21 protein-coding genes are annotated in these 25,540 nt (G+C 62.7%); 13 read left to right on the forward strand and 8 right to left on the reverse strand.

All coding sequences use genetic code 11. The annotated features are described in order from the left end of the window. Positions 1 to 2: 2 nt before the first annotated feature. Positions 3 to 3,761 (reverse strand): peptidoglycan-binding protein, encoded by a 3,759-nt coding sequence (locus tag IB238_RS15135; protein WP_192248370.1) that lies wholly within the window; start codon positions 3,759 to 3,761, stop codon positions 3 to 5. 495 nt (positions 3,762 to 4,256) lie between these two features. Here IB238_RS15135 and IB238_RS15140 point away from each other — a divergent pair, with 495 nt between their 5' ends. From IB238_RS15140 to IB238_RS15150, 3 genes are all read left to right on the forward strand, one after another. Beyond that, entirely contained in the window at positions 4,257 to 6,053 is a 1,797-nt protein-coding gene (locus tag IB238_RS15140; RefSeq protein WP_192248373.1) for an acyl-CoA dehydrogenase C-terminal domain-containing protein, read from the forward strand. Positions 6,054 to 6,224: 171 nt separating this feature from the next. After that, positions 6,225 to 7,433 carry an acetyl-CoA C-acetyltransferase gene (locus tag IB238_RS15145; RefSeq protein ID WP_192248376.1) on the forward strand — a complete coding sequence of 403 codons (1,209 nt, stop codon included), beginning with the start codon at positions 6,225 to 6,227 and terminating at the stop codon, positions 7,431 to 7,433. Positions 7,434 to 7,452: 19 nt separating this feature from the next. Beyond that, a complete protein-coding gene (locus IB238_RS15150) occupies positions 7,453 to 9,660 on the forward strand; it encodes a 3-hydroxyacyl-CoA dehydrogenase NAD-binding domain-containing protein (RefSeq protein WP_192248379.1) in 2,208 nt (735 codons plus the stop codon). A 120-nt stretch (positions 9,661 to 9,780) separates the two neighbouring features. Here IB238_RS15150 and IB238_RS15155 read toward each other — a convergent pair whose 3' ends face one another. From IB238_RS15155 to IB238_RS15175, 5 genes are all read right to left on the reverse strand, one after another. After that, positions 9,781 to 11,400 (reverse strand): arylsulfatase, encoded by a 1,620-nt coding sequence (locus IB238_RS15155; protein ID WP_192248382.1) that lies wholly within the window; start codon positions 11,398 to 11,400, stop codon positions 9,781 to 9,783. 231 nt (positions 11,401 to 11,631) lie between these two features. Next, on the reverse strand, positions 11,632 to 12,273 hold the full coding sequence (locus IB238_RS15160; RefSeq protein ID WP_192249674.1) for a hypothetical protein: 642 nt from the start codon (positions 12,271 to 12,273) through the stop codon (positions 11,632 to 11,634). A 543-nt stretch (positions 12,274 to 12,816) separates the two neighbouring features. Further along, positions 12,817 to 13,275 (reverse strand): GNAT family N-acetyltransferase, encoded by a 459-nt coding sequence (locus tag IB238_RS15165; protein WP_192248385.1) that lies wholly within the window; start codon positions 13,273 to 13,275, stop codon positions 12,817 to 12,819. 98 nt (positions 13,276 to 13,373) lie between these two features. Further along, complete coding sequence (locus IB238_RS15170) at positions 13,374 to 14,402, reverse strand: Tim44 domain-containing protein (protein ID WP_192248388.1); 1,029 nt, start codon at positions 14,400 to 14,402, stop codon at positions 13,374 to 13,376. A gap of 124 nt (positions 14,403 to 14,526) precedes the next feature. Beyond that, entirely contained in the window at positions 14,527 to 15,219 is a 693-nt protein-coding gene (locus tag IB238_RS15175; protein WP_192248391.1) for a helix-turn-helix domain-containing protein, read from the reverse strand. Positions 15,220 to 15,465: 246 nt separating this feature from the next. Between IB238_RS15175 and IB238_RS15180 the strand changes: the two genes are divergently transcribed. From IB238_RS15180 to IB238_RS15205, 6 genes are all read left to right on the forward strand, one after another. Next, positions 15,466 to 16,629 carry an acyl-CoA dehydrogenase family protein gene (locus IB238_RS15180; protein WP_192249677.1) on the forward strand — a complete coding sequence of 388 codons (1,164 nt, stop codon included), beginning with the start codon at positions 15,466 to 15,468 and terminating at the stop codon, positions 16,627 to 16,629. A gap of 188 nt (positions 16,630 to 16,817) precedes the next feature. Continuing rightward, on the forward strand, positions 16,818 to 17,489 hold the full coding sequence (locus IB238_RS15185) for an amino acid ABC transporter permease (protein ID WP_192248394.1): 672 nt from the start codon (positions 16,818 to 16,820) through the stop codon (positions 17,487 to 17,489). Further along, positions 17,489 to 18,160 (forward strand): amino acid ABC transporter permease, encoded by a 672-nt coding sequence (locus IB238_RS15190; RefSeq protein WP_192248396.1) that lies wholly within the window; start codon positions 17,489 to 17,491, stop codon positions 18,158 to 18,160. Before IB238_RS15185 ends, IB238_RS15190 begins: the two co-directional genes overlap by 1 nt. 1 nt (position 18,161) lies before the next feature. Then, on the forward strand, positions 18,162 to 18,896 hold the full coding sequence (locus tag IB238_RS15195) for an amino acid ABC transporter ATP-binding protein (RefSeq protein ID WP_192248399.1): 735 nt from the start codon (positions 18,162 to 18,164) through the stop codon (positions 18,894 to 18,896). A gap of 10 nt (positions 18,897 to 18,906) precedes the next feature. After that, on the forward strand, positions 18,907 to 19,824 hold the full coding sequence (locus IB238_RS15200) for a N(4)-(beta-N-acetylglucosaminyl)-L-asparaginase (RefSeq protein WP_192248402.1): 918 nt from the start codon (positions 18,907 to 18,909) through the stop codon (positions 19,822 to 19,824). A 21-nt stretch (positions 19,825 to 19,845) separates the two neighbouring features. Continuing rightward, entirely contained in the window at positions 19,846 to 20,637 is a 792-nt protein-coding gene (locus IB238_RS15205) for a transporter substrate-binding domain-containing protein (RefSeq protein WP_192248405.1), read from the forward strand. A 46-nt stretch (positions 20,638 to 20,683) separates the two neighbouring features. Here the strand turns inward: IB238_RS15205 and IB238_RS15210 are convergent, their stop codons facing one another. Next, complete coding sequence (locus IB238_RS15210) at positions 20,684 to 21,685, reverse strand: LacI family DNA-binding transcriptional regulator (RefSeq protein ID WP_192248409.1); 1,002 nt, start codon at positions 21,683 to 21,685, stop codon at positions 20,684 to 20,686. Between the two features lie 411 nt (positions 21,686 to 22,096). On the opposite strand from IB238_RS15210, the gene IB238_RS15215 reads away from it, so the two are divergent. Together IB238_RS15215 and IB238_RS15220 are read left to right on the forward strand one after the other, a co-directional pair. Then, positions 22,097 to 22,351 (forward strand): hypothetical protein, encoded by a 255-nt coding sequence (locus IB238_RS15215; RefSeq protein WP_192248413.1) that lies wholly within the window; start codon positions 22,097 to 22,099, stop codon positions 22,349 to 22,351. A gap of 7 nt (positions 22,352 to 22,358) precedes the next feature. Further along, a complete protein-coding gene (locus IB238_RS15220; protein ID WP_192248415.1) occupies positions 22,359 to 22,712 on the forward strand; it encodes an EF-hand domain-containing protein in 354 nt (117 codons plus the stop codon). Between the two features lie 65 nt (positions 22,713 to 22,777). On the opposite strand, the gene IB238_RS15225 is transcribed toward IB238_RS15220, so the two are convergent. Continuing rightward, positions 22,778 to 23,662 (reverse strand): DMT family transporter, encoded by an 885-nt coding sequence (locus IB238_RS15225; protein ID WP_192248418.1) that lies wholly within the window; start codon positions 23,660 to 23,662, stop codon positions 22,778 to 22,780. Positions 23,663 to 24,052: 390 nt separating this feature from the next. Between IB238_RS15225 and IB238_RS15230 the strand changes: the two genes are divergently transcribed. Continuing rightward, on the forward strand, positions 24,053 to 24,478 hold the full coding sequence (locus tag IB238_RS15230; RefSeq protein WP_192248421.1) for a hypothetical protein: 426 nt from the start codon (positions 24,053 to 24,055) through the stop codon (positions 24,476 to 24,478). Positions 24,479 to 24,574: 96 nt separating this feature from the next. Next, positions 24,575 to 25,459 (forward strand): DMT family transporter, encoded by an 885-nt coding sequence (locus IB238_RS15235; RefSeq protein WP_192248424.1) that lies wholly within the window; start codon positions 24,575 to 24,577, stop codon positions 25,457 to 25,459. Positions 25,460 to 25,540 lie beyond the last annotated feature (81 nt).

Consider the following 25,540-nt stretch of genomic DNA (forward strand, 5'->3'; position numbering starts at 1 on the left):
TGTTATCCCTGCGGCTTGTTGCGCTTCAGCAACTCATTGACGAGCTTGTCATCGATCTTTCCCGTCTCCGCCTGTCCCACGGACTTCTGGAAGGCCTTGATCGCCAGCACTGTCTTCGGCCCCATGGCGCCATCCGGCGTGCCGGCGTCGAAGCCATTGTTGTTGAGGATCGCCTGGATGTTGCGGATCGCCTTCTTCATGTCGACGGATGCGGTCTTGGTTCCCTTGCCGACCCATTCGTCGGGCAGGTCCACCGAGTTTGCCTTCTCATCGAGCGGCTGCTCCTTCCAAAGCTCCAGTTTGGCCTTCGCGCTCGAAAGCTGCTCCGGCTTCATGGCGTTCGCCACTTCGTCACGCTTTTCGGCAGCATCCCGGTCGCCGTCACGGGCGGCGATTGCAAACCACTTGTAGGACTCTTCCAGATCCGTCGGTACGCCGTTGCCGCGTGCATAGAGGATCGCAAGGTTGAACTGGCTGTCGCGAACGCCGAGGTCCGCCGCCTTCTTGAACCACTCGGTAGCTGCCGCAAAATCCGGTGCCTTGCCGCCACCAGTCGCAAGCACGACCGCAAGATTATGCATAGCGCTGGCGTTGCCCTGCTTAGCCGCCTGCTCATAGAGGCTGCGGGCCTTAGCGAGGTCGCGCTCGACGCCCTGCCCCTTTTCATAGAGGCTGCCGAGACGGTACTGTGCAGGCGCAAAGCCGCGTTCCGCCGACAATGCATACCACTTCGCGGATTCGGCCATGTCGATCGAAACGCCGCGGCCGTCCGTGTAACGCGCTCCGATCTCGAACAGCGCCAGACTGTCGCCTTCGCCGGCCGATTTGGCCAGAGATGCCGGCTCGATCGTCGGCGGCACCGTGATGACGTTGGCAACATCCTGAGACGGGTTGCTGGCGCCGACGACCGTTTCCGTGGTGCCGCCTCCATTCTCGGGAACGTCCTTGACGCCGCCGGAAACCTCCGTCGTCACAATAGGCTCGAAACCGCCGGTCTGGGCTGCGATCGAGTTGTCGGCCGGCCGTGTCAACTGCTCCGCGCCTGTCACCGCCAAGGCTGGCGAGGCCGTATCGAGCTCGGTGTTCTCCACCGTCGGCTTGGCGATCTCCACGGGCACGGCTGCGTTGTCGAGCACCGACGAATCTCCCTCGATGACCTCGACCGGAACCTTGTTCTCCGGCGTCGGGACGGCGAGGTCTTGCGCAGCCACGGCCTCACTGCCGACCGGCTTAGCCTCGTCGCTCGGCGGTGCGGCAACGCTGGCCTGCTCGATCGCTGTCGGCTTGGGCGCCTCGTCGCCACGCACCAGCGTGTTGACGAGTGGATAGGACATGATCGCCAGCAAAATCGCGCCGACGGCCATCAGGATCGGCCGGCGATGACGGCCGAACGTCGCGGCCGCCGCGCCGGAGCTGGAGCCCTTCCTTTCAGGCGCAACACGGGCAAGCGTATCGGTTTCCTCCGCCGCCATGCGCGCAGCGCGACGAGCCGCGGCGATGAAGTCCGCCTTGCCGGCATCGGCCGATGCCGTCCTGCCTTCCGCCTGGTTTGCCCTGACGCGTTCGAGAATCTTGCGCACGTCCGGCGCGCCGGAGCCGGGTTCCAGCAACTGGTTGGCCACTTCGGGAGCGATCTCGTCGCCCGGATCGATCGAAGGAGCGGAATCGATCTGTTGGCGCTCCGCCACAACCGGTGCTTCCTTTTTCGCCGGCGCGAAGCGGCGCGCGAGGCCGGCAATCAGGCTGGTCTTGCCGGCCTTCGCGACCGGCTCCGCAACCGTGCCGCCGATGGCGCCAACCGTCGCCGCTTCGACGACATCGACTGCCATCTCCAGTTCGCGGCCGGCTTCTTCCAACTCGCTCGTCGGCTGACGATCGCCTTGCGCTCTGGCTGCGGTTTCGTAGCCGTCATCAACGAACGGATACTCTTCTTCTTCGAAAACTGGAGCCGTGGCGCGCTGTATCGCGGGCGCGGGCTGCCGCTCTTCCTCATGGTAGCGCTCGTGGGGCGTGTCGAGTTGCTCAAGGCGCCCGGCAATTTGGACCAACGTATCGTGCAGCGCTTCGAACGTCCGGGCCGTGCGATCCTCGCTGGAGCGCATGACGTCTTCGAGCGTGCGCAGATCTTCAGCCAACGCCGAGATCGCCGCCATGTCGGAGGGAGCAGCGCTCCCATCACCATGGCGCTGATACGCCTGCATCACCGTCTCGGCCGCCTGGCGGGCAGCTTCGATGATGTATTCGTCGTTGGTCGCCATGTAGTCTTCGATCGTCGCCATGCGGCTGTCGAAATCGGACGGCAGTGCGGCAGCCGGCTGCGGTGTGCTGATCAGCGTCGAAAGATGGGCAATCTGAGTTTCCAGGCTGCGCAGTGCGCTACCATCGTCGGCGGGTGCGGCGCTCGTGCGGTCGAGCCGCTCGGCGATCGCCTGCAGGCGGCCCTCGATGGACGAAAAGCGATCGCCGGCGAACGGTGCTTCGGCCGCCACATCGAGTTCATCGATGCGTCGGGCAAGATAGTCGAGCCTCTCGGCGAGCGCATCATTGACCGAACCATGATCGAGTGCATCGATCTTGCGGGAGATGTCGGAGAGATGGCGCGTCAGGTCGGCGCCCGCCGCCGGCGCGCGCTGGCCCTGCTCGATCATGGCCGAAAGCTGATCAAGCCGCTCCTCGAGACGGATCGCCGCTTTTTCGTTCGTCAGTTCCTCGATCCGGTAGGCGAGCGCCTCCAGCCGCTGGCCCAGATCCTGCTCGGCTGCCGGGCGGTGGGCCATCGCATCAAGCTGATCACCGAGATCGACGATCCGGCTCTCGATGCGCTGGAACAGAGCTGCGTCGGCGGCCGTGCTTTGCGCGCGGCCGCTTGCCGCGATCGCCCTGCTGATTTCGTCGAGCCTCAGGTCCAGCCCTTCGAAATGGGGAACAAAACGCCGATCATCGTGCTGAACGCTGCGGCCGAGTGCTTCCAGGGCCTGGCCCATCGCATGCAGTTGGCGTTCCAGATCGCGAAGGGCCGGCGTTGCGCTGACGGACTGGATCTGCGCCTTGAGTTCGTCCAATCGATAGGCAAGCGCTACGAGCTCGTCGTCACGGCTCTGGTCGAAGGCCGAAAGCCTCTCCTCCATCCCGCTCCAGCGATCCTCCATGCGACGGACGGAGTCCTCGCGCGCCAGACCGTCGAGCACCGAGCGCAGCTCGTCGAACTCGACACGAAGGCTGTCGGTTTCGGATCGGCCGGACCGCCGTTCGAGCTGATTGATGCCATGGGCCAGCCGCTGCAGGTCTTCGCGCACGTCGTCGCCGTGGTCACGGGCTTCGGCGGACTGGCGGATGGCGCGCATCTCGGCGCGCAACGTGTCCATCTCGCGTCCAAGGCCGTCGGAAATGTCCCGCTTCAGGTCCTGTCGCAGGCCGACGAGCGCGCGTGCGATCTCCTTCATGGCGAAGTCCGGCTGGGCTTGCTGCGCTGGAGGGGAGGTGTCGGACGGCCGTTCAGTCCGCACGGCGTGCCGTTCGCGGCCCGCGTCGAGTGCGCGCTGGCGCTGCATGATTTCGCCGACAGGATCATCCCGAAGAGGATTTGCGCGCGCGCCTTCCGGCCGAGGCGGCTCGCCGCGTCCGTATCCGCTGTCGCGCCCGCGTTCGCGTCCGCCCATCAACCCCTCGATGCGCGCCTCCAGACCTTCGATGGTCCGGTTCAACGCATCGAATGAAGGCCTGTCGCCATAGCGGGGGGGATTTGCTCGCGATCCGTTCATGTTCTTCGCCTCGCTTGGGAGCCCGTCGGCTCTCCGGGAGAACCCGCGTCACGCTCGCCGTCCATGGCGCGTGCCGCCTCTTGTTTCTTGGACCGGCGAGACTTGCTGCCGGCATTCTCCGATGTTCACGTGCAAGCCGGAAAGGGCATCCTATATGGCGCATCTTTCCCGGACCTGACGCTCCGATTGGCAGGCGAAATCTGGAACGATGAAACTATTTCGTGAGCTGCCCTCAAGCGCCACAATTCACGGAACATGGTAAATAAGCCGTTAACCGGACCGAACTTTTTTAACGATTTGCTCATAAAACGGCTTACCGCCTACCATTTCGGGACATCGCGATTTTGCACGTCGCCTCATACGGCGGTCTGCCGCAGCTTACGGCACGAAAATTTCACGTAATCGCATTTTGACGTTTACGCAAACGTCAAAATTTTCTAGTATCGCGGCAAAGGTCGGACGATCGTCCGTCGGGAACACGAGGAACATGCGCTCATGCCAATCTATAAAGCCCCAGTGAACGAAACGTTGTTCGTCCTCAACGACGTGCTCGGTCTGGAGCGATACAACAATCTTCCCGGGTTTGCTGACACGACGCCGGACACGGTCGAGGCAATCGCAGGGGAAGCGGCAAAGCTCTCCGAGGAGGCCCTGTTCCCGCTCAATCTCTCCGGTGACCAGGAAGGCTGCAAGCGTGCAGACGACGGCTCGGTCAGCGTGCCAAAGGGCTTCAAGGAGGCCTTCGACCTTTATCGCGAGGGTGGATGGCTGGGTCTTGCCGTGCCGGAGGAATTCGGCGGCCAGGGCCTTCCCTATGTGATCCACACCGCGGTCGGCGAATACATGTCGTCAGCGAACATGTCGCTGATGATGTATCCGGGCCTGACGCAAGGCGCGATCGCAGCGATCCTGGTCCATGGATCGGACGAGCAGAAGAAGACCTACCTGCCGAAGATGGTCGCCGGCACCTGGACCGGGACGATGAACCTGACCGAGCCGCATTGCGGCACAGACCTCGGAATGTTGCGCACCAAGGCCGTACCGAACGGCGATGGCTCCTACAGGATTTCCGGCCAGAAGATCTTCATCTCCGCAGGCGACCACGGCATGTCGGAGAACATCATCCACCTGGTGCTCGCCCGCATCGAGGGCGCCCCGGACGGCACCAAGGGCATCTCGCTTTTCATCGTGCCGAAGTTTGTTCTCGATGAAAGCGGCAATCCCGGCAAGCGCAACGGTGTTTCCTGCGGCGCCATCGAACACAAGATGGGCATCCACGGCAATTCAACCTGCGTCATGAATTACGACGAAGCGACCGGCTACCTCATCGGCACGGAGAACAAGGGCCTCAACGCCATGTTCGTGATGATGAATGAAGCCCGCCTCGGTGTCGGCCTGCAGGGCCTCGCTATTGCCGAGGTCGCCTACCAGAACGCCGCAAACTATGCCCGCGATCGTATCCAGGGCCGCTCGCTCTCCGGTCCGAAGGCTCCGGACAAGCGCGCCGACCCGATCATCGTCCATCCCGACATCCGCCGCTCGCTGCTGACCATCAAGGCCTGGAACGAGGGCGGCCGCGCCTTCCTGCTCTGGACGGCGCTTCAGTCGGACATCGCCCATCGCGCGGCAGACGAGAACGAGCGGCAGGCGGCCGACGACATTCTTGGTCTCGCAACGCCGATCCTGAAGGGCGTGCTGACCGACAAGGGCTTCGACCACGCGGTGATGGCGCAGCAGGTCTTTGGCGGCCACGGCTACATCGAAGAACACGGCATGAGCCAGTACGTACGCGACGCGCGGATTGCGATGATCTACGAAGGTGCAAACGGCATCCAGGCGCTCGACCTCGTCGGTCGCAAGCTCGGCATGAACGGTGGCCGTGCAGTCATGGCCCTGTTCAAGGAGATCGGCGACTTCTGCGAGGAGAACCGTGCCGACGAAAGCCTCTCCTTCTTCACCAAGCACCTGAAGAAGGGACTGAACGACCTGCAGGCGTCGACCATGTGGTTCATGCAGCACGCCATGGCCAAGCCCGACAATGCCGGGGCCGGTTCCACCGACTACATGCACCTGTTCGGCCTCGTCGTCGTCGGCTACATGTGGGCAAGGATGGCCAAGGCAGCACAGGTGGGACTTGCGGCAGGTGCCGGCGAGCGCGAAGCGTTCCTGCGCAACAAGCTCATCACCGGCCGCTTCTTCATGGAGCGCATCATGCCGGAAACGGCGTTGCGCAAGGGCCGCATCGAGACCGGCGCCGAGACGATGATGGCGATGGCCGCTGAGGCATTCTAACAGTCTGCCCCTCACCCCGGCCCTCTCCACGCAGGCGGGGAGAGGGAGTACAGTCGCCGCGGCATCTACCTTCGCCCCGCTTGCGGGGAGAAGGGGCCGGCAGGCGGATGAGGGGCCGGCCGACAGTGCAAAGATTGACGGTGCATTTGCGCCGATAGGGAGAAAAGATTGATGACCGAAGTTTTTATCTATGACCACGTGCGCACCCCGCGCGGGCGCGGCAAAAAGGACGGCGCGCTGCACGAGGTACCCTCCGTTCGCCTCGCCGCCAAGGCGCTGGAAGCCATCCGCGATCGCAACGGGCTGGACACGTCGAAGGTAGACGACATCATCATGGGCTGCGTCGATCCGGTGATGGACGCCGGCGCCGTCATCCCGAAGGCCGCGGCCTTCGAAGCCGGCTACTCGACCAAGGCGCCCGGTATGCAGATCTCGCGCTTTTGCGCCTCCGGCCTCGACGCCGTGAACTTCGGTGCTGGGAAGATTGCACAAGGAGCGGACGACATCGTTATCGCCGGTGGGGTGGAAAGCATGTCGCGCGTTGGCATGGGCATGTCCGGCGGCTCCTGGTACATGGATCCGTCCGTCAACTTCCCGGGCTATTTCATGCCCCAGGGTGTTTCCGCCGACCTGATCGCCACCAAATACGGTTTTTCCCGCGACGACGTCGACGCCTACGCGGTCGAAAGCCAGAAGCGCGCCGCCAATGCCTGGGAAAAGGGCTACTTTTCCAAATCCGTCGTGCCGGTGAAGGACATCAACGGCCTGACCATTCTTGACCGCGACGAGCATATGCGCCCCGGCACTGACATGCAGGCGTTGGCGCAGCTCAACCCGTCCTTCCAGATGCCGGGCGAGATGGGCGGCTTTGAGGCCGTCGCCATCCAGGCCCATCCGGAGATCGAGGCGATCAACTACGTCCACCACGCCGGCAACTCGTCCGGCATCGTCGACGGCTCCGGTGTGGTCCTGCTCGGCTCGAAGGAAGGCGGCGCGATCCTCGGCAAAAAGCCGCGCGCCCGCATCAGGGCCTTCGCCAATATCGGCTCAGATCCGGCACTGATGCTGACCGGTCCGGTCGACGTGACGGAAAAGCTCCTGAAGCGTGCCGGAATGAAGCTTTCCGACATCGACCTGTTCGAGCTGAACGAGGCCTTTGCCGCCGTCGTACTGCGCTACTGCCAAGCCTTCGAGATCCCGCGCGACAAGATCAACGTCAATGGTGGCGCGATCGCCATGGGCCATCCGCTCGGCGCGACCGGCGCGATGATCCTCGGCACGGTTCTGGACGAGTTGGAGCGGCGTGACCTCAATACGGCGCTGGTAACGCTCTGCATCGGCGCCGGCATGGGTACGGCGACCATCATCGAGCGCGTCTGAAAGGTTTCGGGAGAGAGAAATGACATACAAGAACTTCAAGATCGAAACCGACGCTGATGGCATTGCGCTTGTCACCTGGGACATGCCCGACAAGTCAATGAACGTGCTGACCGTCGAGGTAATGGAAGAACTCAACGCGATCATCGACCAGACGGTTGCCGACGGCGCCGTCAAGGGCGTCGTCATCACCTCCGGCAAGTCCTCCTTCTCCGGCGGCGCTGATCTTTCGATGATCAAGTCGATGTTCACGCTGCAGCAGGAGGAAAAGGCGAAGGATCCGGCGCATGCGGTCGAAAAGCTGTTTGCCCTGACCGGCCAGATGAGTGGCCTGTTCCGCAAGCTCGAGACCTGCGGCAAGCCCTGGGTGTCAGCGATCAACGGTACCTGCATGGGTGGCGCCTTCGAGTTGTCGCTCGCCTGCCATGGCCGTGTCGCCTCGAATGCCAAGTCGGTCAAAATTGCGCTCCCCGAGGTGAAGGTCGGCATCTTCCCCGGCGCCGGCGGCACCCAGCGCGTGCCGCGCCTTGCCAATGCGCAGGACGCGCTGCAGATGATGACCACCGGCTCTTCGCTGACGGCCGCGCGCGCCAAGGCTATGAACCTTGTCCACCAGGTCGTCGCCCCCGAAGAACTGATCGCGGCCGCCAAGCAGATGATCAAGGACGGCCTGAAGCCGATCGCCCCGTGGGACGAGAAGGGCTTCAAGGCTCCCGGCGGCGGCATCTGGACGCCGGCTGCGGCCCAGCTCTGGCCGGCAGCGCCCGCGATCCTGCGCCGCGAGAGCGCCGGCAACTATCCGGGGGCGCTGGCGATCCTCAAATGCGTCTACGAGGGCCTGCAGGTGCCGTTCGATACGGCGCTCAAGATCGAACAGCGCTACTTCACCTACATTCTGCAGACGACCGAAGCCTTCTCGATGATCCGCTCGCTGTTCATCTCCATGCAGGAGTTGGGCAAGGGTGCGCGCCGGCCTGCCGGAGTGCCGAAGAGCGAGTTCAAGAAGGTCGGCATCGTCGGCGCCGGTTTCATGGGCGCCTCGATCGGCTATGTCACGGCTGCCGCCGGCATCCCCGTCGTGCTGATCGACCGCGACCAGGAGGCTGCCGACAAGGGCAAGTCCGTCTGCGAGGGCCTTGTCTCCGGCAGCGTCTCCAAGGGCCGCATGAGCAAGGAGGAGGGCGAAAAGCTGCTAGAATTGATCACGCCAACTGCCGACTATGGTTCCCTGTCGGATGCCGATCTCGTGATCGAGGCGGTCTTCGAGGACCGCGAAGTCAAGAAGGCCGTTGCAGAGAAGATCGAGGCGGTTCTGCCGGAAGGCTCGATCTTTGCCTCCAACACCTCGACGCTGCCGATCACCGGCCTGGCGAAGAACTCCAAGCGTCCGAACCAGTTCATCGGCATCCACTTCTTCTCGCCGGTCGAGAAGATGATGCTGACCGAAGTGATCCTCGGCAAGGAGACTGGCGACAAGGCGCTCGCCGTCGCACTCGACTATGTCGCGGCAATCAAGAAGACGCCGATCGTCGTCAACGACACGCGCGGCTTCTACGTCAACCGCTGCGTCTTCCGCTATATCGGCGAGGCCTACGACATGTTGATCGAGGGCGTGCCGGCGGCGATGATCGAGAATGCGGCAAAGATGGCCGGCATGCCGGTCGGCCCGCTCTCGCTCAACGACGAGGTGGCCGTCGATCTCTCCTACAAGATCTTCAAGGCTTCCATCGCCGATCTTGGCCCGCAGTCCGTCGATCCGCGTCATATGGAACTGGTGACGAAGCTGGTCGAGGACGGGCGTCTCGGCCGCAAGAGCGCCAAGGGCTTCTACGACTATCCGCCGAAGCCGGCCAAGAAGCGCCTCTGGCCCGGCCTGAAGGATCTCTATCCGCAGCAGAAGCCGGAAGACGTCGACGTCAAGGTGCTGAAGGAACGCCTGCTCGTGACGATCGCGCTCGAGGCCGCTCGCACGGTCGAGGAAGGCATCGTCACCGATCCGCGCGAGGCCGATGTCGGCTCCATCCTCGGCTTCGGTTTCGCTCCCTACACCGGCGGCACGCTGTCCTACATCGACGGCATGGGCGTGAAGACCTTCGTCGCGCTCTGTGAGAAGCTCGCTGCCAAATACGGTAGCCACTTCAAGCCGACGCCGCTGCTCCTCGACATGGCCGCCAAGGGCGAGACGTTCTACGGCCGGTTCGATCCGTATGCGAAGGGCAAGGCGGCCTAGGCCGCCTCTGCTTGCATCGCCCAGTGGATTGCTGCCACCGCGGCGTGGGCGGTTGCTTTCCAAAAGAAGACCGCGCCCCGGCTGCCCGTCGGGACGCGGTTTTGGATTCGGACGCTGTGCCTAGTTCGAGGCTCTCTGCATGTTCTCCATCACCTGATCGATCGAGAAACTCCCTGGTTTCTGACGGGGCGGGAACTCCTTGAAGGTTTCAAGGAATTTCGCGACATAGGCCTGCGCCGGCACCATGACGAAGAGATGTTCGACGCGCCAGCGCTCATAGTCCATGCCTTCGTGGTCGGCGGTCTCGAACGGATCGGACCGCAGGTTGAACAGCTTGGGCAACCGCAGTGGCACGAAGGGCTCCTGCCAAACGTCGAGCCCTTCGGCTCGTTGCTCGGCAAAGACGATCTTGTATTGATTATAGCGCAGACCGACCAGTGTTCCGTCGTCCACGAAGTAGATGAACTCCTTGCGCGGATCTTCGCCCTTTCCGGCGAGGTATTGGGTGATGTCATAGCCGTCGAGATGCACCTTGAAGGTCTTTGCGCCGGCGGTATACCCCGCGAGCAGCTTGGCCTTCACGTCGGGTTCGCCCGCCGCAGCGACCAGCGTCGGGATCCAGTCCTCATGTGCGACGATCTCATTGTAGATCGTTCCGGGGGCGATCGTCCCCGGCCAACGCACCATGCAGGGTACGCGGAAGCCGCCTTCCCAGTTGGTGTTTTTCTCGCCGCGGAACGGTGACGTGCCGCCGTCAGGCCAGGTGAATTTCTCGGCGCCGTTGTCGGTCGAGTACATAACGATCGTGTTTTCGGCGAAGCCGAGATCGTCCAGCGCCTTCAGCATCTGACCGACCGCCGCGTCATGCTCGACCATGCCGTCCGGATAGATTCCGAGGCCCGTCTTGCCCTGGCTTTCGGGCTTGAGGCGGGTCCAGATATGCATGCGGGTGGTGTTCCACCAGAGGAAGAAGGGCTTGTCCTGTTCCTTGGCGCGTTTCAGGAAGTCGATTGCCGCGTCGGTGACCTCCTGGTCAATCGTTTCCATGCGCTTCTTGGTCAACGGGCCAGTGTTCTCGATGCGTCCATCCGCATAAGCATGCAGGACGCCGCGCGGGCCGAACCTTTCCTTGAAGGCCGGGTCCTTCGGATAGTCCGGGTGTTCCGGCTCGTCCTCGGCGTTGAGGTGGTACAGGGAACCGAAGAACTCGTCGAAGCCGTGCGCGGTAGGCAGGTGCTCGTCGAGATCGCCGAGGTGGTTCTTGCCGAATTGGCCCGTCACGTATCCATGCGGCTTGAGCAGTTCCGGCAGTGTCGCGTCCTCGGCCTGCATGCCTTCCTTGGCACCTGGCAGGCCGACCTTCAACAACCCGGTGCGATACGGCGATTGACCGGTGATGAATGCGGCGCGCCCGGCCGTGCAACTCTGTTGCCCATAGTAGTCGGTAAACAGGCCGCCTTCCCTTGCGATCCGGTCAATATTCGGCGTCTTGTAGCCCATCATGCCCTGGTTGTAGGCGCTGATGTTCCAGTAGCCGACGTCATCGCCCCATAGGATCAGGATGTTTGGTGGCCTGGTGGGGGCCTGCGCGCGCGCCAGCCGGGGTGTGAACGACGTTGCCGTGGCGGCAGCCAGGGCCGTGCCGCCGAGTAGCAGGAGATGGCGCCGGCTGAGACCGGCTGAACCGTCGCGCGCCTGAAAAGCGCGACCGCATAGAGATTTTCCGACATCCCTCAGCATGTCATTCCTCCCTTTGCTTCAGATTTTCTCCAGTCGATGTAGCCCCCTCGAAGACGATCATGAGATCACGATAAGCCACCATGCGCCCGTTACCCATCTCCCGCAATGGTGGAGAACTGCCAAGGAACGTCGGATCCGCCCGGGCGCGCCTGGCCGCATGGGGGCCGCCAGAACACCTGCCCAGCCCGTGCATTTGGCGCACTATGTCGCGCGACCGCCCCCTGATCTAATTCAATAGCAGGGCGGATAGGGATAGTAACCGCAGGGTGGTGGGTAGGGGCGATATGGATAGGGGGCGGCCGCGTAGCCGGCACCTGCTGCTGCCCCGGCATACCAGGCACCGCGATAAGCAGTCCGGCGGGCAACGCCGGCGAAAGACGCAGGTGTTCTCGGCATCCCAATGATGTCGATGAAGATCGATGCGGGGCCGTCGGCGCCCTCAAGGCTTCCTTCCAGGACCTCCACTGCGAAACTCAGCCGATCCCCCTCGCGCTTGGGCGATTTGAGCACGACCACGGCATCCCTTATCGTCGCACCGTCCTTGCTGAAGGCCGAAACCGTCGCATTCGGCGGGTCCTTGGCGAAGCTGTCGCTGCCTTCCGCCCACTCCTCAAGAAGATGCTCGGTCAGCGCATGACCCGCGCTCCTCACCGGACGATCGGCGAATATGATGGCGTTTGTCGAGACGCCGGTCAGCGTAAGCGTGTCTGCCGCCAGGCTTGCGCCCGCAGAATTCAGCACGATCAGCGATGGAACGATGTCAGGCTTGGCCTGGCCGATCGTTTTCTGCAATGGCACATGTGCCGGCGCCGGTTGTGCGGCCTGCCCAAACGCAGCAGCCGGAACGAGGGTGAGCATGAGAACTGTCAGCATATGCGTGGCGCGAACCATCGACCCCTCCCAAGGAAGTGTGTTTCGATTAATCCAATGCAGGGGAGTAGAATCCCCGACGCCTCCTGTCCGGCGCGCAATTAATGTACGCGCCGCAAACTTCACAAAGCCATGCGGGACAACCACGCCGTTAATCTACGGCATACAACAGGGCCCCGCAAGGATCAGCTTGCTCGATCCGACTGCAGCCTTTCGGAGGCCGAAGACAACCCGACTCAATTTATGGGGATGCGAACGCCCCCGCCAGCTTCCGGCGGACGGGCATAATCCGTGTTGTTCGCGGCACCTGTGGTACAGCCCGAAACGGTCAACAGAACAATTGCGGTTGCTATGAAGGACTTGAACGGCATTGAATTCTCCGATCCGAGTTGCCAGTCGACTTACGGTCCAAAAGGCACCACCGCAAATCGGCCGGCCCCATTTGAGAAGCCAAGTTCAGGTCAGAATCAAAATCAGGGCAAGCCCCCAGAGGGAACAACAGGCGCTTTTGTCCCGTGTTCGGTGAATGGCTTTCCCTTTCGCTGATCAAAGCGAAAGCTTGTAGCCCACATGGCTGGCGACAAAACCGAGGTCGTCATAGAAGCGGTGTGCGTCTGGGCGGCTTTTATCCGTCGTCAGTTGCACCAAACGGCAGCCACGGGCACGGCATTTGGCAATTGCCCACTCGAACATGCGGTGGCCAAGCCCCTCCCCGCGCCGTCCGCTGGCGACCCGCACCGCCTCGATCTGGCCGCGCCAGGCGCCGCCACGCGACAGGCCGGGAATGAAGGTAAGCTGAAGTGTGCCAACGATCTCGCCGTCACCTTCTGCGACAACGAGCAACTGGTTCGGATCGGCCTCGATCGCGACAAAGGCTGCTTCGTAAGCAGCGTCCGGCGCTTCGCCAACCGCTTCCCGCAGTTTGCCCAAGGGATCGTCGGCAAGAAGCGCAACAATGGCAGGAAGATCGCGGCGCTCGGCTTTGCGAAAATTGATGTCTTTCATGGCGGAGTTTCTAACCCGCCCGGATGGTTCCCGCAAGAACGCCAAAGGGGCGCAGCACGGCTGCGCCCCCCCTTCGCTCTCAATAACCTGTGGCGTTCCTATGCCGCTTCAGTGCCCTGGATGGCGGAGACCAGCCAATCAGAACCCGGCTTGCGCACGAAGGTCCACACCTCGACGGACTCGGTCAGATTATCCGGGTCTCCACTGACGGCCTTGCCGGAAGCACGATCGCGCATCACGTCGACGCTCTCATAGCGCATGGCGACCGTGGCGTAGTCAGTGCCGTCTTCGTTCCACGCCTCGGCGACGTCGCCCTGGACGAGATGGACGTCGCGGACTTCGTTCTTCACGCCGCTGGTGGCGTTGTCGCTCAGTTCCTCGGCGAGCCACGACATGGCCTCGGGCGTCGTCAACTTGCGAAGTGCGGCATAGTCTTCCGCGCCATAGGCGGCCTGGACGTCCTTCAGCATCCGTTCGAACTGCTCAAGGTCTTCCTGGCGAACGCCGATCTCATCCGGCTGTTGCGGGGGGGCGGCGCGGCCACCCAGCCCACCACCGATGCGCGGGATGGAGAAGGATGGTCCGTTGTTGTTGCCTGTCGAACGCGCCATGCCGGAGAGGCTGCCCAGTGGGCCGCCGGGTGCAGTTCCGGCGGCGGCACCGCCGCCACCGTATGCCGGCTGACGGCTACGGCCGAAGAAACGCATCGCAAGCATAATCGCGCCGATGATCAGACCCGCCTGAAGCAGCAGACCAAGGAACCCGGCCGCGCCACCGAGGCCGTTGCCCATCAGCATGCCTACAAGACCGCCCAGCATCAGGCCGCCGAGCAATCCGCCGGCGAGACCGCCGAACATGCCCGGCCGCTGGGCCGCGGGTCGATTTGCGCCCGTCGTCTGCTGGTTGGCGCCGGGAGCCTGCTGGCCTGCCGGCTTCTGCGTCATGCTGCGGTCAATCGGCGCTGTCTGCGTCGGCGCCGTGCGCGTCGCGGGCGGCGGCGAGAACGTGCGGGTGCCACGGCTGCCAAAGCCGCCGCCGGCGCGGCGCGCCTCCGCCACGTCGACCGCCGTCACCATCACCATGACGGCGACGCCGATCATCGCGAAAATTCGTCCAAAACGCTGCATGCCAAGCCTTCCCATTGTCTGTTCCCGCGCGCGTCAACGCGCATATTGGCGCCATATAAGGTCGGGCATTTTCGAGTTTAAGGTGGAGTCCGGCTTTTTTTGCCGTCCGGCGATCACGTAAATGTCAGGAGACCCGGCGAGGTTCGGGCGCGAACTTGCTCAAACCAAGCCATTGCTGCATGGCGCTTGCGATGAGCGGATCGCCATCGAACTCCACGTTCCCCGCGTCAACCTCCCGGCGAACGACGGAAAGTCCCATCCAGATCGCCGTCATGCTCTTCAGCGAACTCGTCACCAGAAGATCGATTTCGAAACCTGGATCGAAGCCGCATAGGTCGACCGAGCCGCCATCGACCACAAGCCACCAGTTCTGCCGCGCGATCGGCAGTTCTGGGTACAAAAACTGAATCGTGCAGCGCCGCTTCGGCAGCGGTTGCGGGTTCAGATTGCGGCGCATGTCCCACATCAACAATGATGGATCGAGATTTTTTAGCGAAAGCTGCGACTCCACCCAGCGCTGCCCCCAAAAGCCCATACTCATGATGATCGGCTGCAGGTCCTCGCCGGCCGGTGACAGGCGGTATTCGGTCACTCCCTTCTCTGCCGGTGCCGTGATGATCACGCCGGCGCGCTCCAACTCCTTCAGCCGCTTGGATAAAAGCGCCGGCGACATGCGCGGCACGCCGCGGCGCAAATCGTTGAACCGCGTCGTCCCGCACAAAAGCTCGCGCAGGATCAGCACGGTCCAGCGGGTGCAGAGTATCTCGGCGGCCATCGAAACAGGACAGAACTGGCCGTAGCTTCCATGAGTTTCCATGATCGTAACCGGGCGGCAGAGTTCCGCCGCGATAATAATCCAAAATATCGCCCGCGGCCACGGGTGGTACAGTTCGTGAACTGGACGAAAGACGTAGATCGTTGGAGCCTGCCATCGTCCAGTGCAGAACCCCGGCATCGGGATCGATGCGCGGAAGACTTACGCGCCGTTTCAAGTGTTACCGCGTGCTTTGTGCGCCCCCCTTTCGGACGCCAGCGCGGCAAATGGAGGAGTCCCATGAACACGATGGCAGACATACCCCCCAGAGATGCAGACAAGGCGCCGGCAGCGGCCGGCGATCCAGTCGAAATCGCGCGCGCACTCGTACCGGTCCTTGCCGAGCGCGCCGCACGGTTTGACGAGAGCGACGAATTCGTTGCGGAGAATTATGAGCTTCTGAAGGAAGCCGGCCTCGTCGAGGCCGGCGTGCCACGCGAACTGGGCGGCGGCGGCGCTGAGGTTCGCACGCTCGCCGAGATGCTGCGGCTGATGGCCCATGCCTGCTCGTCCACGGCGCTCGCTTTCTCGATGCACACCCACCAGGTGGCGATCCCCGCCTGGCGCTGGAGCCATCAGCAGGTCGCAGCCGTCGAGCCGTTGCTGCGACGCGTTGCCGCCGAGAAGCTAATTCTCCTTTCCAGCGGGGGCTCCGACTGGATCGGCGGCTCGGGGAAGGCGACCAAGGTCGAGGGCGGATATCGGGTTTCGGCCCGGAAAGCCTTTACGTCCGGCGCCAATGCAGGCGATCTACTAATGACGGGCGCCGTCGTGGAGACCGCCGAAGGCCCGGATGCCGTTATCCATTTTGCGGCCCCCATGAAGGCATCGGAAGTAAACATCGTCGAGACATGGCGTGCGCTCGGCATGCGCGGAACCGGGTCCAACGATGTCGTCATCGACAATCTGTTTGTGCCCGATGCTGGCGTCTCGTTCACCCGGCGCGCCGGCGAATGGCATCCGGTGTTCCAAATCATAGCGACGACCGCTTTTCCGCTGATCTACGCGGTCTACCTCGGGGTCGCCGAAAGCGCGCGCGACATCGCGCTCGACATGGCGAAAAAGCGGCATCCGAGCGCCGCGCTTCTCGACCTGGCGGGTCGGATGGAGACATCGTTGCGCGGCGCGCAACTGGCGCATCGGTGGATGCTTGATACGGTCGAGCGCAATTCGCCGTCGGCCGAATCCGTCAATGATGTGATGATCGGCCGCGCACTCGTTGCCAAGCATGCCATCGCCACTGTTGAACTGGCAATGGAACTGGCGGGCGGCGCCGGTTTCTATCGCGACAACGGGCTGGAGCGCCGGTTCCGCGACATCCAGGGCGCTCGCTTTCACCCACTCCAGCCGGGACCGCAAGCCCAATATGCCGGGGCCCTCGCGCTCGGCCATTCGGTCGCGCACATTTTTTGAGTACTTTCGCATCGCGCGCGCCTCTTCCGCTTCGCCCGGGAGAGGCGCCGGTTGCTCGGTCGGGCAGGCTGCAGCAGCGCCACGCGGAGATTGGCGCTTCGGCGGCAATTTTTCGGCCCTGCGGCAATTGACAACCGACACGACAGAAGACACGATGAAACCGGTTTCAATCGCAGTTCGGAGAGCGCGTGCGGTTTGATCTGTCGATACTCCTGCCGCATCTCGGCTTCCTCGCCGAGGGCGCGCTTCTGACGGTGGAGGCCTGCGCGCTGTCCTTGCTTGGCAGCGTCATCGTAGGCGCCTTCGTCGCCATTGCCCGGACGTCCGCTTCCAAGACGCTGCGCAAAGTTGCCTTTGCCTATGTCGACGTGTTCCGCAACGTCCCCTTCATCGTGCAGCTCTTCTTCTTCTACTACGGCCTGCCTGAGATTGGCATCTACATCGACGCGTTCACCACCGGTGTGATCGCGCTTTCGATCGCCGGCGGGGCCTATGCGTCCGACGCAATCCGCGCCGGCATTCTCGCAATCGACCCAGGCATCATCGAAGCGGCAGAGGTCAGCGGCCTTTCCAAGCGCGTGATCTTCACCCGCATCGTGCTGCCAATCGCGCTGCGCACCGCTGTACGCCCGCTCGGTTCCGTGCTGATCAACATGATCCTCACCTCCTCCATCCTGTCGACGATCACGCTGAACGAACTGACCGGCTCGGCCCAGATCGTCGTTTCTGAGACATTCCGGCCCTTCGAGGTCTATGTCGTCCTGCTCGTCGTCTATGCGACGCTGACCTACCTGCTGTCGCTCGGCATCGCCTATCTGCACCGCCGCCTCAACCGCGACATGATGGAGGCGGTGGCCTGATGCGATTTACCGACTTCACCCCCTACGATCTGGTTCTGCTCGCCCAGGGGCTCGGCGTCAGCATCGCGCTGTTTCTCGCGACATCGGCGATAGGTCTTGTCATCGGCACACTTTGGGCAGTGGTCCGCTTTTACCGAGTGGCCGTGCTGACCCCGATCATCACCTTCCTGGCCGAACTCCTGAAGAACTCGCCGGTGCTGGTCCAGCTCTTTCTCGTCTTCTTCGGCCTGCCGGGCCTCCTGCACATCCGGGTGACGCCGGTCGAGGCGGCGATGATCACGCTTTCGGCCAACACGGCCGCCTTCGTCTACGTCATCGCGGTCTCGGCGATCGAATCGATAAGCCGCGACCAGATCGAGGCGGCGCGCGTGTTCGGACTGACCCGCTGGCAGGTGTTGCGCCACGTCGTGGCGCCGCAGGCAACGGCATTTGCCATCGGCCCGCTGGTGGCCCTGCTGGTCAACCAGTTGCAGGTGACATCGCTGATCTCGGTGATCGGCGTGGTCGACCTTACCAAGATCGGCGACATCCTGAACCTCAGGACACTGAAGCCGTTCGTCGTCTGGACCGCCGTCGGCCTGCTCTACTATTTCTCGGCCAAGCTCGTCGCCTTGATCGGCACTCGCTTTGAAAATCGCCTGAGGGCCCACAGCGCATGGAGAGGGCTCTGACATGCTCAAAGTCGAACACGTAAAAAAGTCCTTCGGCCATATGACGGTGCTCGATGGCATCGACCTGACGATCGAGCCCGGCGAGGTCGTATCGATCCTCGGCTCATCGGGATCGGGCAAGTCGACGCTGATCCGCTGCATCAACGGCCTGGAACGGCTCGACGGCGGCCGGATCACCGTCGACGAGTTCGATGTGAGCAGGCCAAAGGATCTCGCCGAGGCGCGCAAGCGCTCGGGCACGGTGTTCCAACTCTTCAACCTCTACCCGCACATGACCGTGCTCGGAAACATCACGCTCGCGCCGATCGAGGTGCTGAAGCAGCCGCGCGCCGAAGCGGAGGCCAAGGCGCACGCACTACTGAACTCGGTCGGGCTCGGCGATCGCGCAGGCGCCTACCCGGCCCAGCTCTCCGGCGGGCAGCGCCAGCGCGTCGGCATCTGCCGGGCGCTCGCCATGCAGCCGCGCTATCTTCTGCTCGACGAAGTGACGAGTGCGCTCGATCCGGAGATGACAGCCGAAGTGCTGGCGATCCTCGCCAAGCTCGCCGAAGAAGGCACAACGATGTTGTTCGTCACCCATGAAATCGAGTTCGCGCGGCAGATTTCCGATCGCATCGTCTTCCTCGACAAGGGGCGGCTGCTGGTCGACCTGCCCACCGACGAATTCTTCGCCGCCGACGGCGGCATGGCGCAGCCCCGCGTTGCCCAGTTCCTTTCCAAAATGCGCAACGACTAGAGGCTTTCCCATGCTCCTTCTCGCCAACAACGAAGCCTGGCCCGGCTTTCCCACCTCGGTGCAGATGCTGCGCGACGGGGCGAACAGCCTCGACGCCATGGTTGCCGGCATCGGCAAGGTGGAGGCGGAGGTGAAGGTGCGCAGCGTCGGCTATGGCGGCTGGCCGAACATGCTCGGCCGGATGGAACTCGACGCGGCCGTGATGGATGGCAACACCCGCGATGTCGGCTCCGTCGGCGCCGTGCCGGATACGCTGCCCGTGGCAGCGCTGGCCCACGAGGTGATGAAGCGCCTGCCGCATGTGATGCTGACCGGCGACGGCGCGCGCCGCTTTGCCAGTGAAATCGGTTTTTCCAAGGATGACTTGCTTTACGACGACAGCAAGAGGGTCTGGTGGGAGCGGCTGGAGCAGGAGCTGTCGCCGGAGGAACTGGCCAAATTCCCCGACATTCCGCTGGCACAACTGAGCCGCGCCATCACCGATCCCGAGCGTGTGCGCGACACCACCGTCTTCCTGTCGGCCGACCCGACGCGCGGCATTCATGCGGCGACCTCGACGTCAGGCTGGGCATGGAAATATCCGGGCCGGCTTGGCGATTCACCTATTCCCGGCGCCGGTTTCTATGCCGACAGCCGCTACGGTGCTGCCGCCTGCACGCATACGGGTGAGATGACGATGCGCTGCTCGACCGCGCGCACCATCGTGCTGGCACTCAAACTCGGTTATTCGCTCTCCGACGCCGTGAGGCTTGCGATCGAAGAGCTCAACGAACTGTCCACCGGCTTCCTGGCTGGCGTGGTGATCCATGCCGTCGATGTCAAGGGAAACCACGAGGTGGTGAATTTCAGATGCCCCGGCGAGATCCGCTACTGGCTTTGGGAGGACTCGATGCCCGAACCGGAACTTCGGGCGGCGAAACTGGCATAATCACGAAGAGGGAAACTGCACATGAAGAAAATCCTAACTACCCTTGCCGCGCTGGCCGTCGTTGCCGGCTCGGCCCTTCCGTCCTTCGCCGGCATGATCGACGACATCCGCTCGCGTGGAACCGTGCGCATCGGCGTCTCGCTCGGCGGCGAGCCGATCGGCTTCCGTGACGCGCAGAACAACCCGGTCGGTTACGACGTTGACGTTGCGACGCTGCTTGCCGAGAAGATCGGCGTGCCGGTCGAGTTTGTCGACGTCTCGGGCGACGCCCGCATCTCGATGCTCGTCTCCGGCCAGATCGACGTGGCAGTCGCCAACACCTCCGCCACGCTCGAGCGCGCTAAGACGGTCAACTTCACGATCCCCTACAACCGCGCCGGCCTGCGCATTCTCGTCCAGAAGGACGCCGGCATCACGGACCTAAAGGGCCTTGCCGGCAAGAAGGTCGTCGTCGGCCGCGGCACCACGGGCGAGAGCTTCCTGAAGAAGGCCGTTCCGGAAGCGGAACTCGTCTATGTCGACCAGTTCGCCCCGGATGGCGTTCTGCAGCTGCAGCAAAAGCGCGTTGATGCGGCGATCGAGGATTCTTCGCTGCTCGACTATCTCGCCACCAAGAACCCGGAACTGGTGACGCTGCCGGGCCTCTACTCCAACGACCCGATCGGCATCGCCGTCGCCAAGGGCGATCCGGAATTCGCCCGCTGGCTCGACATGTTCGTCTCCGACTACATTCAGTCCGGCGCCTACGAGGCCAACTACAAGAAGTGGTGGGGTGAAGCAGCCAACCCGCCGGCTCTGAACCCGCTCTGGTAAGCCCCGTATTACGATCTGAAGGCCGCCTGCGGGCGGCCTCTTTCGTTCAGGCTGTCAGGCGCGGCACGAAACGCGTCGGCACGGTGACCGGCGGCTGGCCGGGGTGAAAATCGCCCGGATTGGCGATGAAATCAACAATGTGCTCCACATAGACCGACTTGTCGAAACCGATCGAGGAGATCGGGTAAGCATCGAAATCCGTCAGCGACAGATTGTCGAAGCCGTAGAGGCGGAAACGGGCGGGGCGGTTCTGCGGGAAATCGGCTCGACGGACGTCGAGAATGCCCATCGCCATGGCGTCGGAGGTGCAGAATACAGCATCCGGACAATCCTTTCCGGAAAGTGCGGCTGATGCTGCATGGCCGCTCTGGTACGAATAATCCCCCTGCACAGTCCAGACCAGTTCGATGCCGCTCTGTGCGAAAGCCTTGCGATAGTGCCCGATCCGGGCCTGCTCCACCGGCGACGAGTATCGCCCCGTCACGAGCGCCGCGGTGCGGACGCCCTTTGACGCCGCATCCGCCACTGCTTCGGCAATCCCCGCTCCTTCATCTGCGATGACGACCGGCGACAACGCGTCGTGCAGCCCGTTCAGCATGACCACCAGATCGGAGCGGAACATCTGCCGCACGGTCGCCGCGTCGGCGAAGTCGGAGAACACCAACGCAGCGTCGACGTGATAGGCGACGCCATTGCGTAGGAACTCCTCGATGCGATCGACCGAGCCGATGCGGACCAGGATCACCTGCTTGCCGATCGACTGGATGCGGTCGATCAGCCGATCGAACAGGTCAAGGTCGGAAAGATCATGGATATGGTTGACGACAACAGCGACGAGATTGACCTTCTTCGTCGTCAGGCTCTGTGCCAGGAGATTTGGCTTGTAGCCGAGGCGTGCTGCCGCCTCGACAACGCGCTCGCGCTTGTCGGCCGACACCGGGCGCGGTTCGTTCGAAAGCGCCCGGCTGGCAACTGCGCGCGAAACGCCCGCAAGCCGCGCCACATCGGCGATTGTTGGAGCGGCGCTGCCGCCATCATCTCGATTCATGTTCGGAATCGTCCACCTCTGCCCTTGTGATAACGCAAACCGCCGGGCTCGACTATGCCAATCTGCACCGATTCCAAAGGGATGACGAGCATGACTGTTCCGCTTTTCGGCGATGGGAACCGGGCGGTGTGAACGCCTGTAATAGATCCTGATCGCAGTTGAGTTGCCATCACATCGCGTCGATTGTAGGATGGCGGCGTCCACACCGAAGCGTGGATCGAACCCCCGAGTTGCGGATGCCGTTTGGCCCGCACTCATGCATTGCTTTGTGCTAACGGCTATCTTTAGCTGGACGCACGCAATCGACGATCAGCCGCCAGAGGATCATCCAAAGCTCCGATAATCTCGATATTCCATTGCGGTCCGATTGGCGATCCCGTGAGAAGCGAAGAGAAGTACTTGGAGGGTAAGATGAAGAAACGTACGGCCACCGTTCTCGTCGGTGCCACATTCGCCCTGTCGGCTTGCGCATCGCAGCCGGTTTCCCAGAGCGTTATCGATCGCAACACCGAGTTTGCCTGCGTCGCCGGAACAGTCGGCGGAGCGATCGTCGGCGGCCTCGCCGGCGCCACCATCGGTGCCGGAACCGGCCAGATTGCCGCGATCGGCGGCGGCATCGGCGTTGGCGGGGTGCTCGGCAATCTCCTGACCTGCAGATATCGGTGAGGCGCGCATGAGGCTAGCAATTTTCGTAGTCGCCCTCGTGGCGAGCCAAGCTGTATTTGCGGTTACCCAGGCACAAACGGCGCAGATGCACCAGGGCCAGAAGGACCAACTCGACACCAACAAGGATGGAGTGGTGCAGCGTTCGGAATACCAAGCCTTTATGAAAACAGCCTTCACTGGTCTGGACAAGAACAAAGACGGCGTGCTGGTTGTTTCGGAAGTCGGCGGCGTCCTGACCCCCGACCAATTCGCCGCAACGGACGCCAACTCGAACGGCAGCATCAACCAGACCGAGTTCATGAACCGGGTGATGGCTGACTTCGCCGCAGCCGACAAAAGCGGCGACGGTAAACTGCAATGACCGCTGTCTGACGCCGGCCGGCTCACCTATGCGTTCGGCAGCCGGCGTCGGGCGACTGACGGCGGTTATGTCTGTGTTTCGGCTGGTCGACGTGAAAACCGCTCGGCTGCGATGATGATCATGCCGGCGGAGAAGATCAGCACCGCGCCGATGAAGACATTGTGCGCCGGAACCTCGTTCCAGATCAGGAAGCCGAGGATGAAACCCCATACCAGCGAGGAATACTCGAAGGGCGCGAGCAGCGACACCTCGGCCCGTCGCATACCCTCGAACAGAGCATACTGGGCAATGCCGGCGAGAATACCGGTGCCTGCCATCAGCGCGAAGTCCGAAAGGTTCATTGGCAGCCAGACGAATGGCGCGACAACTCCGGTGAACAGGATCAGAAACCCGCTGGAGATCGTCATCTGCACCAGCGTCGTTTCCTGAAGCGCGGTCTTCCGCAGCAGGATGGTCCCGATCCCCCAAAAGACTGCCGCCTGCAGCACAAGATAGACAGGAAGCGAGATGGTCATTCCCTTGTCGAAAACGTCACAGGCGATCAGCACGCCGAGAAAGCCTGTCAGCACCGCCACCCAACGGTTCAGCGGCACTCTCTCGCCCAGGATCGGTATCGCCAACACGGTCACGATAATCGGCGAGGCATAGTAGAGCGTCGTCAGTTCCGCCAGGCCGAGATCACGCGACGCCGTGTAATAGGAGAGCCAGGCAGCGAGCAGCAGCAGGTTGCGCAGGATCATCGGCTTCACAATCGGCGAAACCGATGCACGGCGCAGGAGCGATCCTCGCCCGATCGCGGCGCAGATCGCAAAGATCGTGACGCTTCGCACGAACAAAACCTGCCACACCGGCAAGGCTGCCACCAGCCACTTGACGGAAGCATCCTGTACCGAAAACAGGAAATAGGAAAAGCTCGTCAGCAGGATGCCGGAAAGGATGCTCTTATTCACGGACGGGAACTCCGGGCGCGGAACCGCTTGCGCCCGCGCCACTGATAGCGCCGTCGGCGGCATTGTGAAAGAGGCCAGAAATTGCCTCTTAGCGGTATCCTTGTGTCACCTCCGGGACGCACCTGTTCCACCGGGAACAACGCCGTTGACCGCGTGCTGCAATGATCCCCTTAGAAAATTAGGGGGTACGAATAAAACGAATTGCCCGTACGTTCACATGAGGTGCGAATTGCTTTCGCAAATCCACATTTCGCACGGGAAGCGAAACAATTGAAACAGCCCCGCACGGGGCCTTCTCCCGAAATGGAATTCATGAACAGCCAACAACATTGATCCGCCGTGGCCGTGCTCCTCTGAAACAGCGCACCGCATCGGCGCAGGAGAACGGACATGACATACGATTCCAAGAAAGACGCACGGGCGGCGCTTGTCAGCGCGCTTCTGCTCGCCGCGATCGTGACGGTGAGTGGTGGGTTCACCATCCTTTCGGCCCATCCCGGCTCGACCGGCGATAAGACCGCCGCCGGCAAGGTGAGCCTGAGGGAAATCCGGCGCGAGGCCTATTGTGCCCACGCCGTCAAGCGGCTCTCGCCGAAGGCGGAGAACATCCGTCTGGTCGAAAGCCCCAACGCCGACACACGCATCATGCGTTTCGGCAGGGAGGGCCAAAACATCGCCCGCTGCGAATTCCTTCCGCAGGACCAGACTGACAGCCTTCGCATGGCGACGATGAGCGTCAATGACAAACGGCTGCACCGCCAGGTGATCGACGCGATCAACATGCGCATAGACGTGCTCGAATATCACCGTAGCTGACCAGTGCAACGGGCGAGGCGCGCATCTCGCCTGCCCGTTTCGCAGCCAGAGAGGATTGCAGGTGCAAACCGACCCGCCCCGGTATAAGGCGGGGGCATGGAAGCGAAACGCAACGGCTATATCTTTACCCTCCTGGCGATTGTCATCTTCGCCATCCAGGACGGCATCTCCAAGCATCTGGGCGGACTTTACCCGCCCGCCTTCATCGCAATGATCCGCTTTTGGGCTTTTGCAGCGTTTGCCATTTTGATGGCCGCGCGCTCGAAGGGAGGCCTGCGCGCCGCTGCGGCGACCCGGCGTCCGATCCTGCAGGTCCTGCGTGGCGTCATGCTGGCACTGCAGATTGTCATCGTCATCACATCGCTGGCCATGGTCGGCCTTGCGCATTCGCAGGCGATCTTCTCCGCAACGCCGCTGTTCGTCGCCCTTCTCTCCGTTCCACTGCTGGGCGAGAAGGTCGGCTGGCGCCGCTGGACCGCCATTCTGCTTGGGCTCTTCGGCGTGCTCATCATTCTCGAGCCGGGACCTGACGGTATCGACCCCAAGCTGCTGGTCCCCCTTGCAGCGGCAGCGGTGTTTTCGCTTTACGTCATCGCCACGCGGCTCGTCAGCCGCGATGATTCGACAAGCACCAGCTTCTTCTACATCGGCACCGTCGGCGCGATCACGCTATCGTTCATCGGTCCGTTCTACTGGACCTCGCTTGCGGCGGCTGACTGGGGCTGGATGGCGCTGCTTTGCATCACCGGCATGGCAAGCCACTATTTCCTCATCCGCGCCTATGATCTGCTCGATGCGGCGGCCGTCCAGCCGCTGACCTATCTGCAACTGGTGTTTGCCGGTCTCATGGGCGTGACCATTTTCGATGAACGACTGACACTGAACATGGTCGTCGGGTCAGCCATCGTCGTCGGGGCCGGAATCTTTACGATCTGGCGCGAAAGCATCGTGGCCCGACGCAGGCAAGAGCCGCAGGGCTAGGCAGGATTATATTCCTTTTTCCTTTACTAGAGACCGCAGCTTCGCTATGCTCAACGGCAATCGGCCCGGTGCACTGCGGCC

It is taken from the genome of Rhizobium sp. ARZ01 (assembly GCF_014851675.1).
Classification (GTDB): domain Bacteria; phylum Pseudomonadota; class Alphaproteobacteria; order Rhizobiales; family Rhizobiaceae; genus Mycoplana.

Coding starts and splice junctions, on each gene's coding strand:
- IB238_RS15200 (WP_192248402.1), top strand. CDS start 18,907: ATGCTCCTTCTCGCCAACAACGAAGCCTGGCCCGGCTTTCCCACCTCG.
- IB238_RS15190 (WP_192248396.1), top strand. CDS start 17,489: ATGCGATTTACCGACTTCACCCCCTACGATCTGGTTCTGCTCGCCCAG.
- IB238_RS15140 (WP_192248373.1), top strand. CDS start 4,257: ATGCCAATCTATAAAGCCCCAGTGAACGAAACGTTGTTCGTCCTCAAC.
- IB238_RS15195 (WP_192248399.1), top strand. CDS start 18,162: ATGCTCAAAGTCGAACACGTAAAAAAGTCCTTCGGCCATATGACGGTG.
- IB238_RS15155 (WP_192248382.1), bottom strand. CDS start 11,400: ATGCTGAGGGATGTCGGAAAATCTCTATGCGGTCGCGCTTTTCAGGCG.
- IB238_RS15215 (WP_192248413.1), top strand. CDS start 22,097: ATGAAGAAACGTACGGCCACCGTTCTCGTCGGTGCCACATTCGCCCTG.
- IB238_RS15230 (WP_192248421.1), top strand. CDS start 24,053: ATGACATACGATTCCAAGAAAGACGCACGGGCGGCGCTTGTCAGCGCG.
- IB238_RS15205 (WP_192248405.1), top strand. CDS start 19,846: ATGAAGAAAATCCTAACTACCCTTGCCGCGCTGGCCGTCGTTGCCGGC.
- IB238_RS15165 (WP_192248385.1), bottom strand. CDS start 13,275: ATGAAAGACATCAATTTTCGCAAAGCCGAGCGCCGCGATCTTCCTGCC.
- IB238_RS15150 (WP_192248379.1), top strand. CDS start 7,453: ATGACATACAAGAACTTCAAGATCGAAACCGACGCTGATGGCATTGCG.
- IB238_RS15170 (WP_192248388.1), bottom strand. CDS start 14,402: ATGCAGCGTTTTGGACGAATTTTCGCGATGATCGGCGTCGCCGTCATG.
- IB238_RS15160 (WP_192249674.1), bottom strand. CDS start 12,273: ATGCTGACAGTTCTCATGCTCACCCTCGTTCCGGCTGCTGCGTTTGGG.
- IB238_RS15175 (WP_192248391.1), bottom strand. CDS start 15,219: ATGGAAACTCATGGAAGCTACGGCCAGTTCTGTCCTGTTTCGATGGCC.
- IB238_RS15220 (WP_192248415.1), top strand. CDS start 22,359: ATGAGGCTAGCAATTTTCGTAGTCGCCCTCGTGGCGAGCCAAGCTGTA.
- IB238_RS15135 (WP_192248370.1), bottom strand. CDS start 3,761: ATGAACGGATCGCGAGCAAATCCCCCCCGCTATGGCGACAGGCCTTCA.
- IB238_RS15180 (WP_192249677.1), top strand. CDS start 15,466: ATGGCAGACATACCCCCCAGAGATGCAGACAAGGCGCCGGCAGCGGCC.
- IB238_RS15210 (WP_192248409.1), bottom strand. CDS start 21,685: ATGAATCGAGATGATGGCGGCAGCGCCGCTCCAACAATCGCCGATGTG.
- IB238_RS15235 (WP_192248424.1), top strand. CDS start 24,575: ATGGAAGCGAAACGCAACGGCTATATCTTTACCCTCCTGGCGATTGTC.
- IB238_RS15145 (WP_192248376.1), top strand. CDS start 6,225: ATGACCGAAGTTTTTATCTATGACCACGTGCGCACCCCGCGCGGGCGC.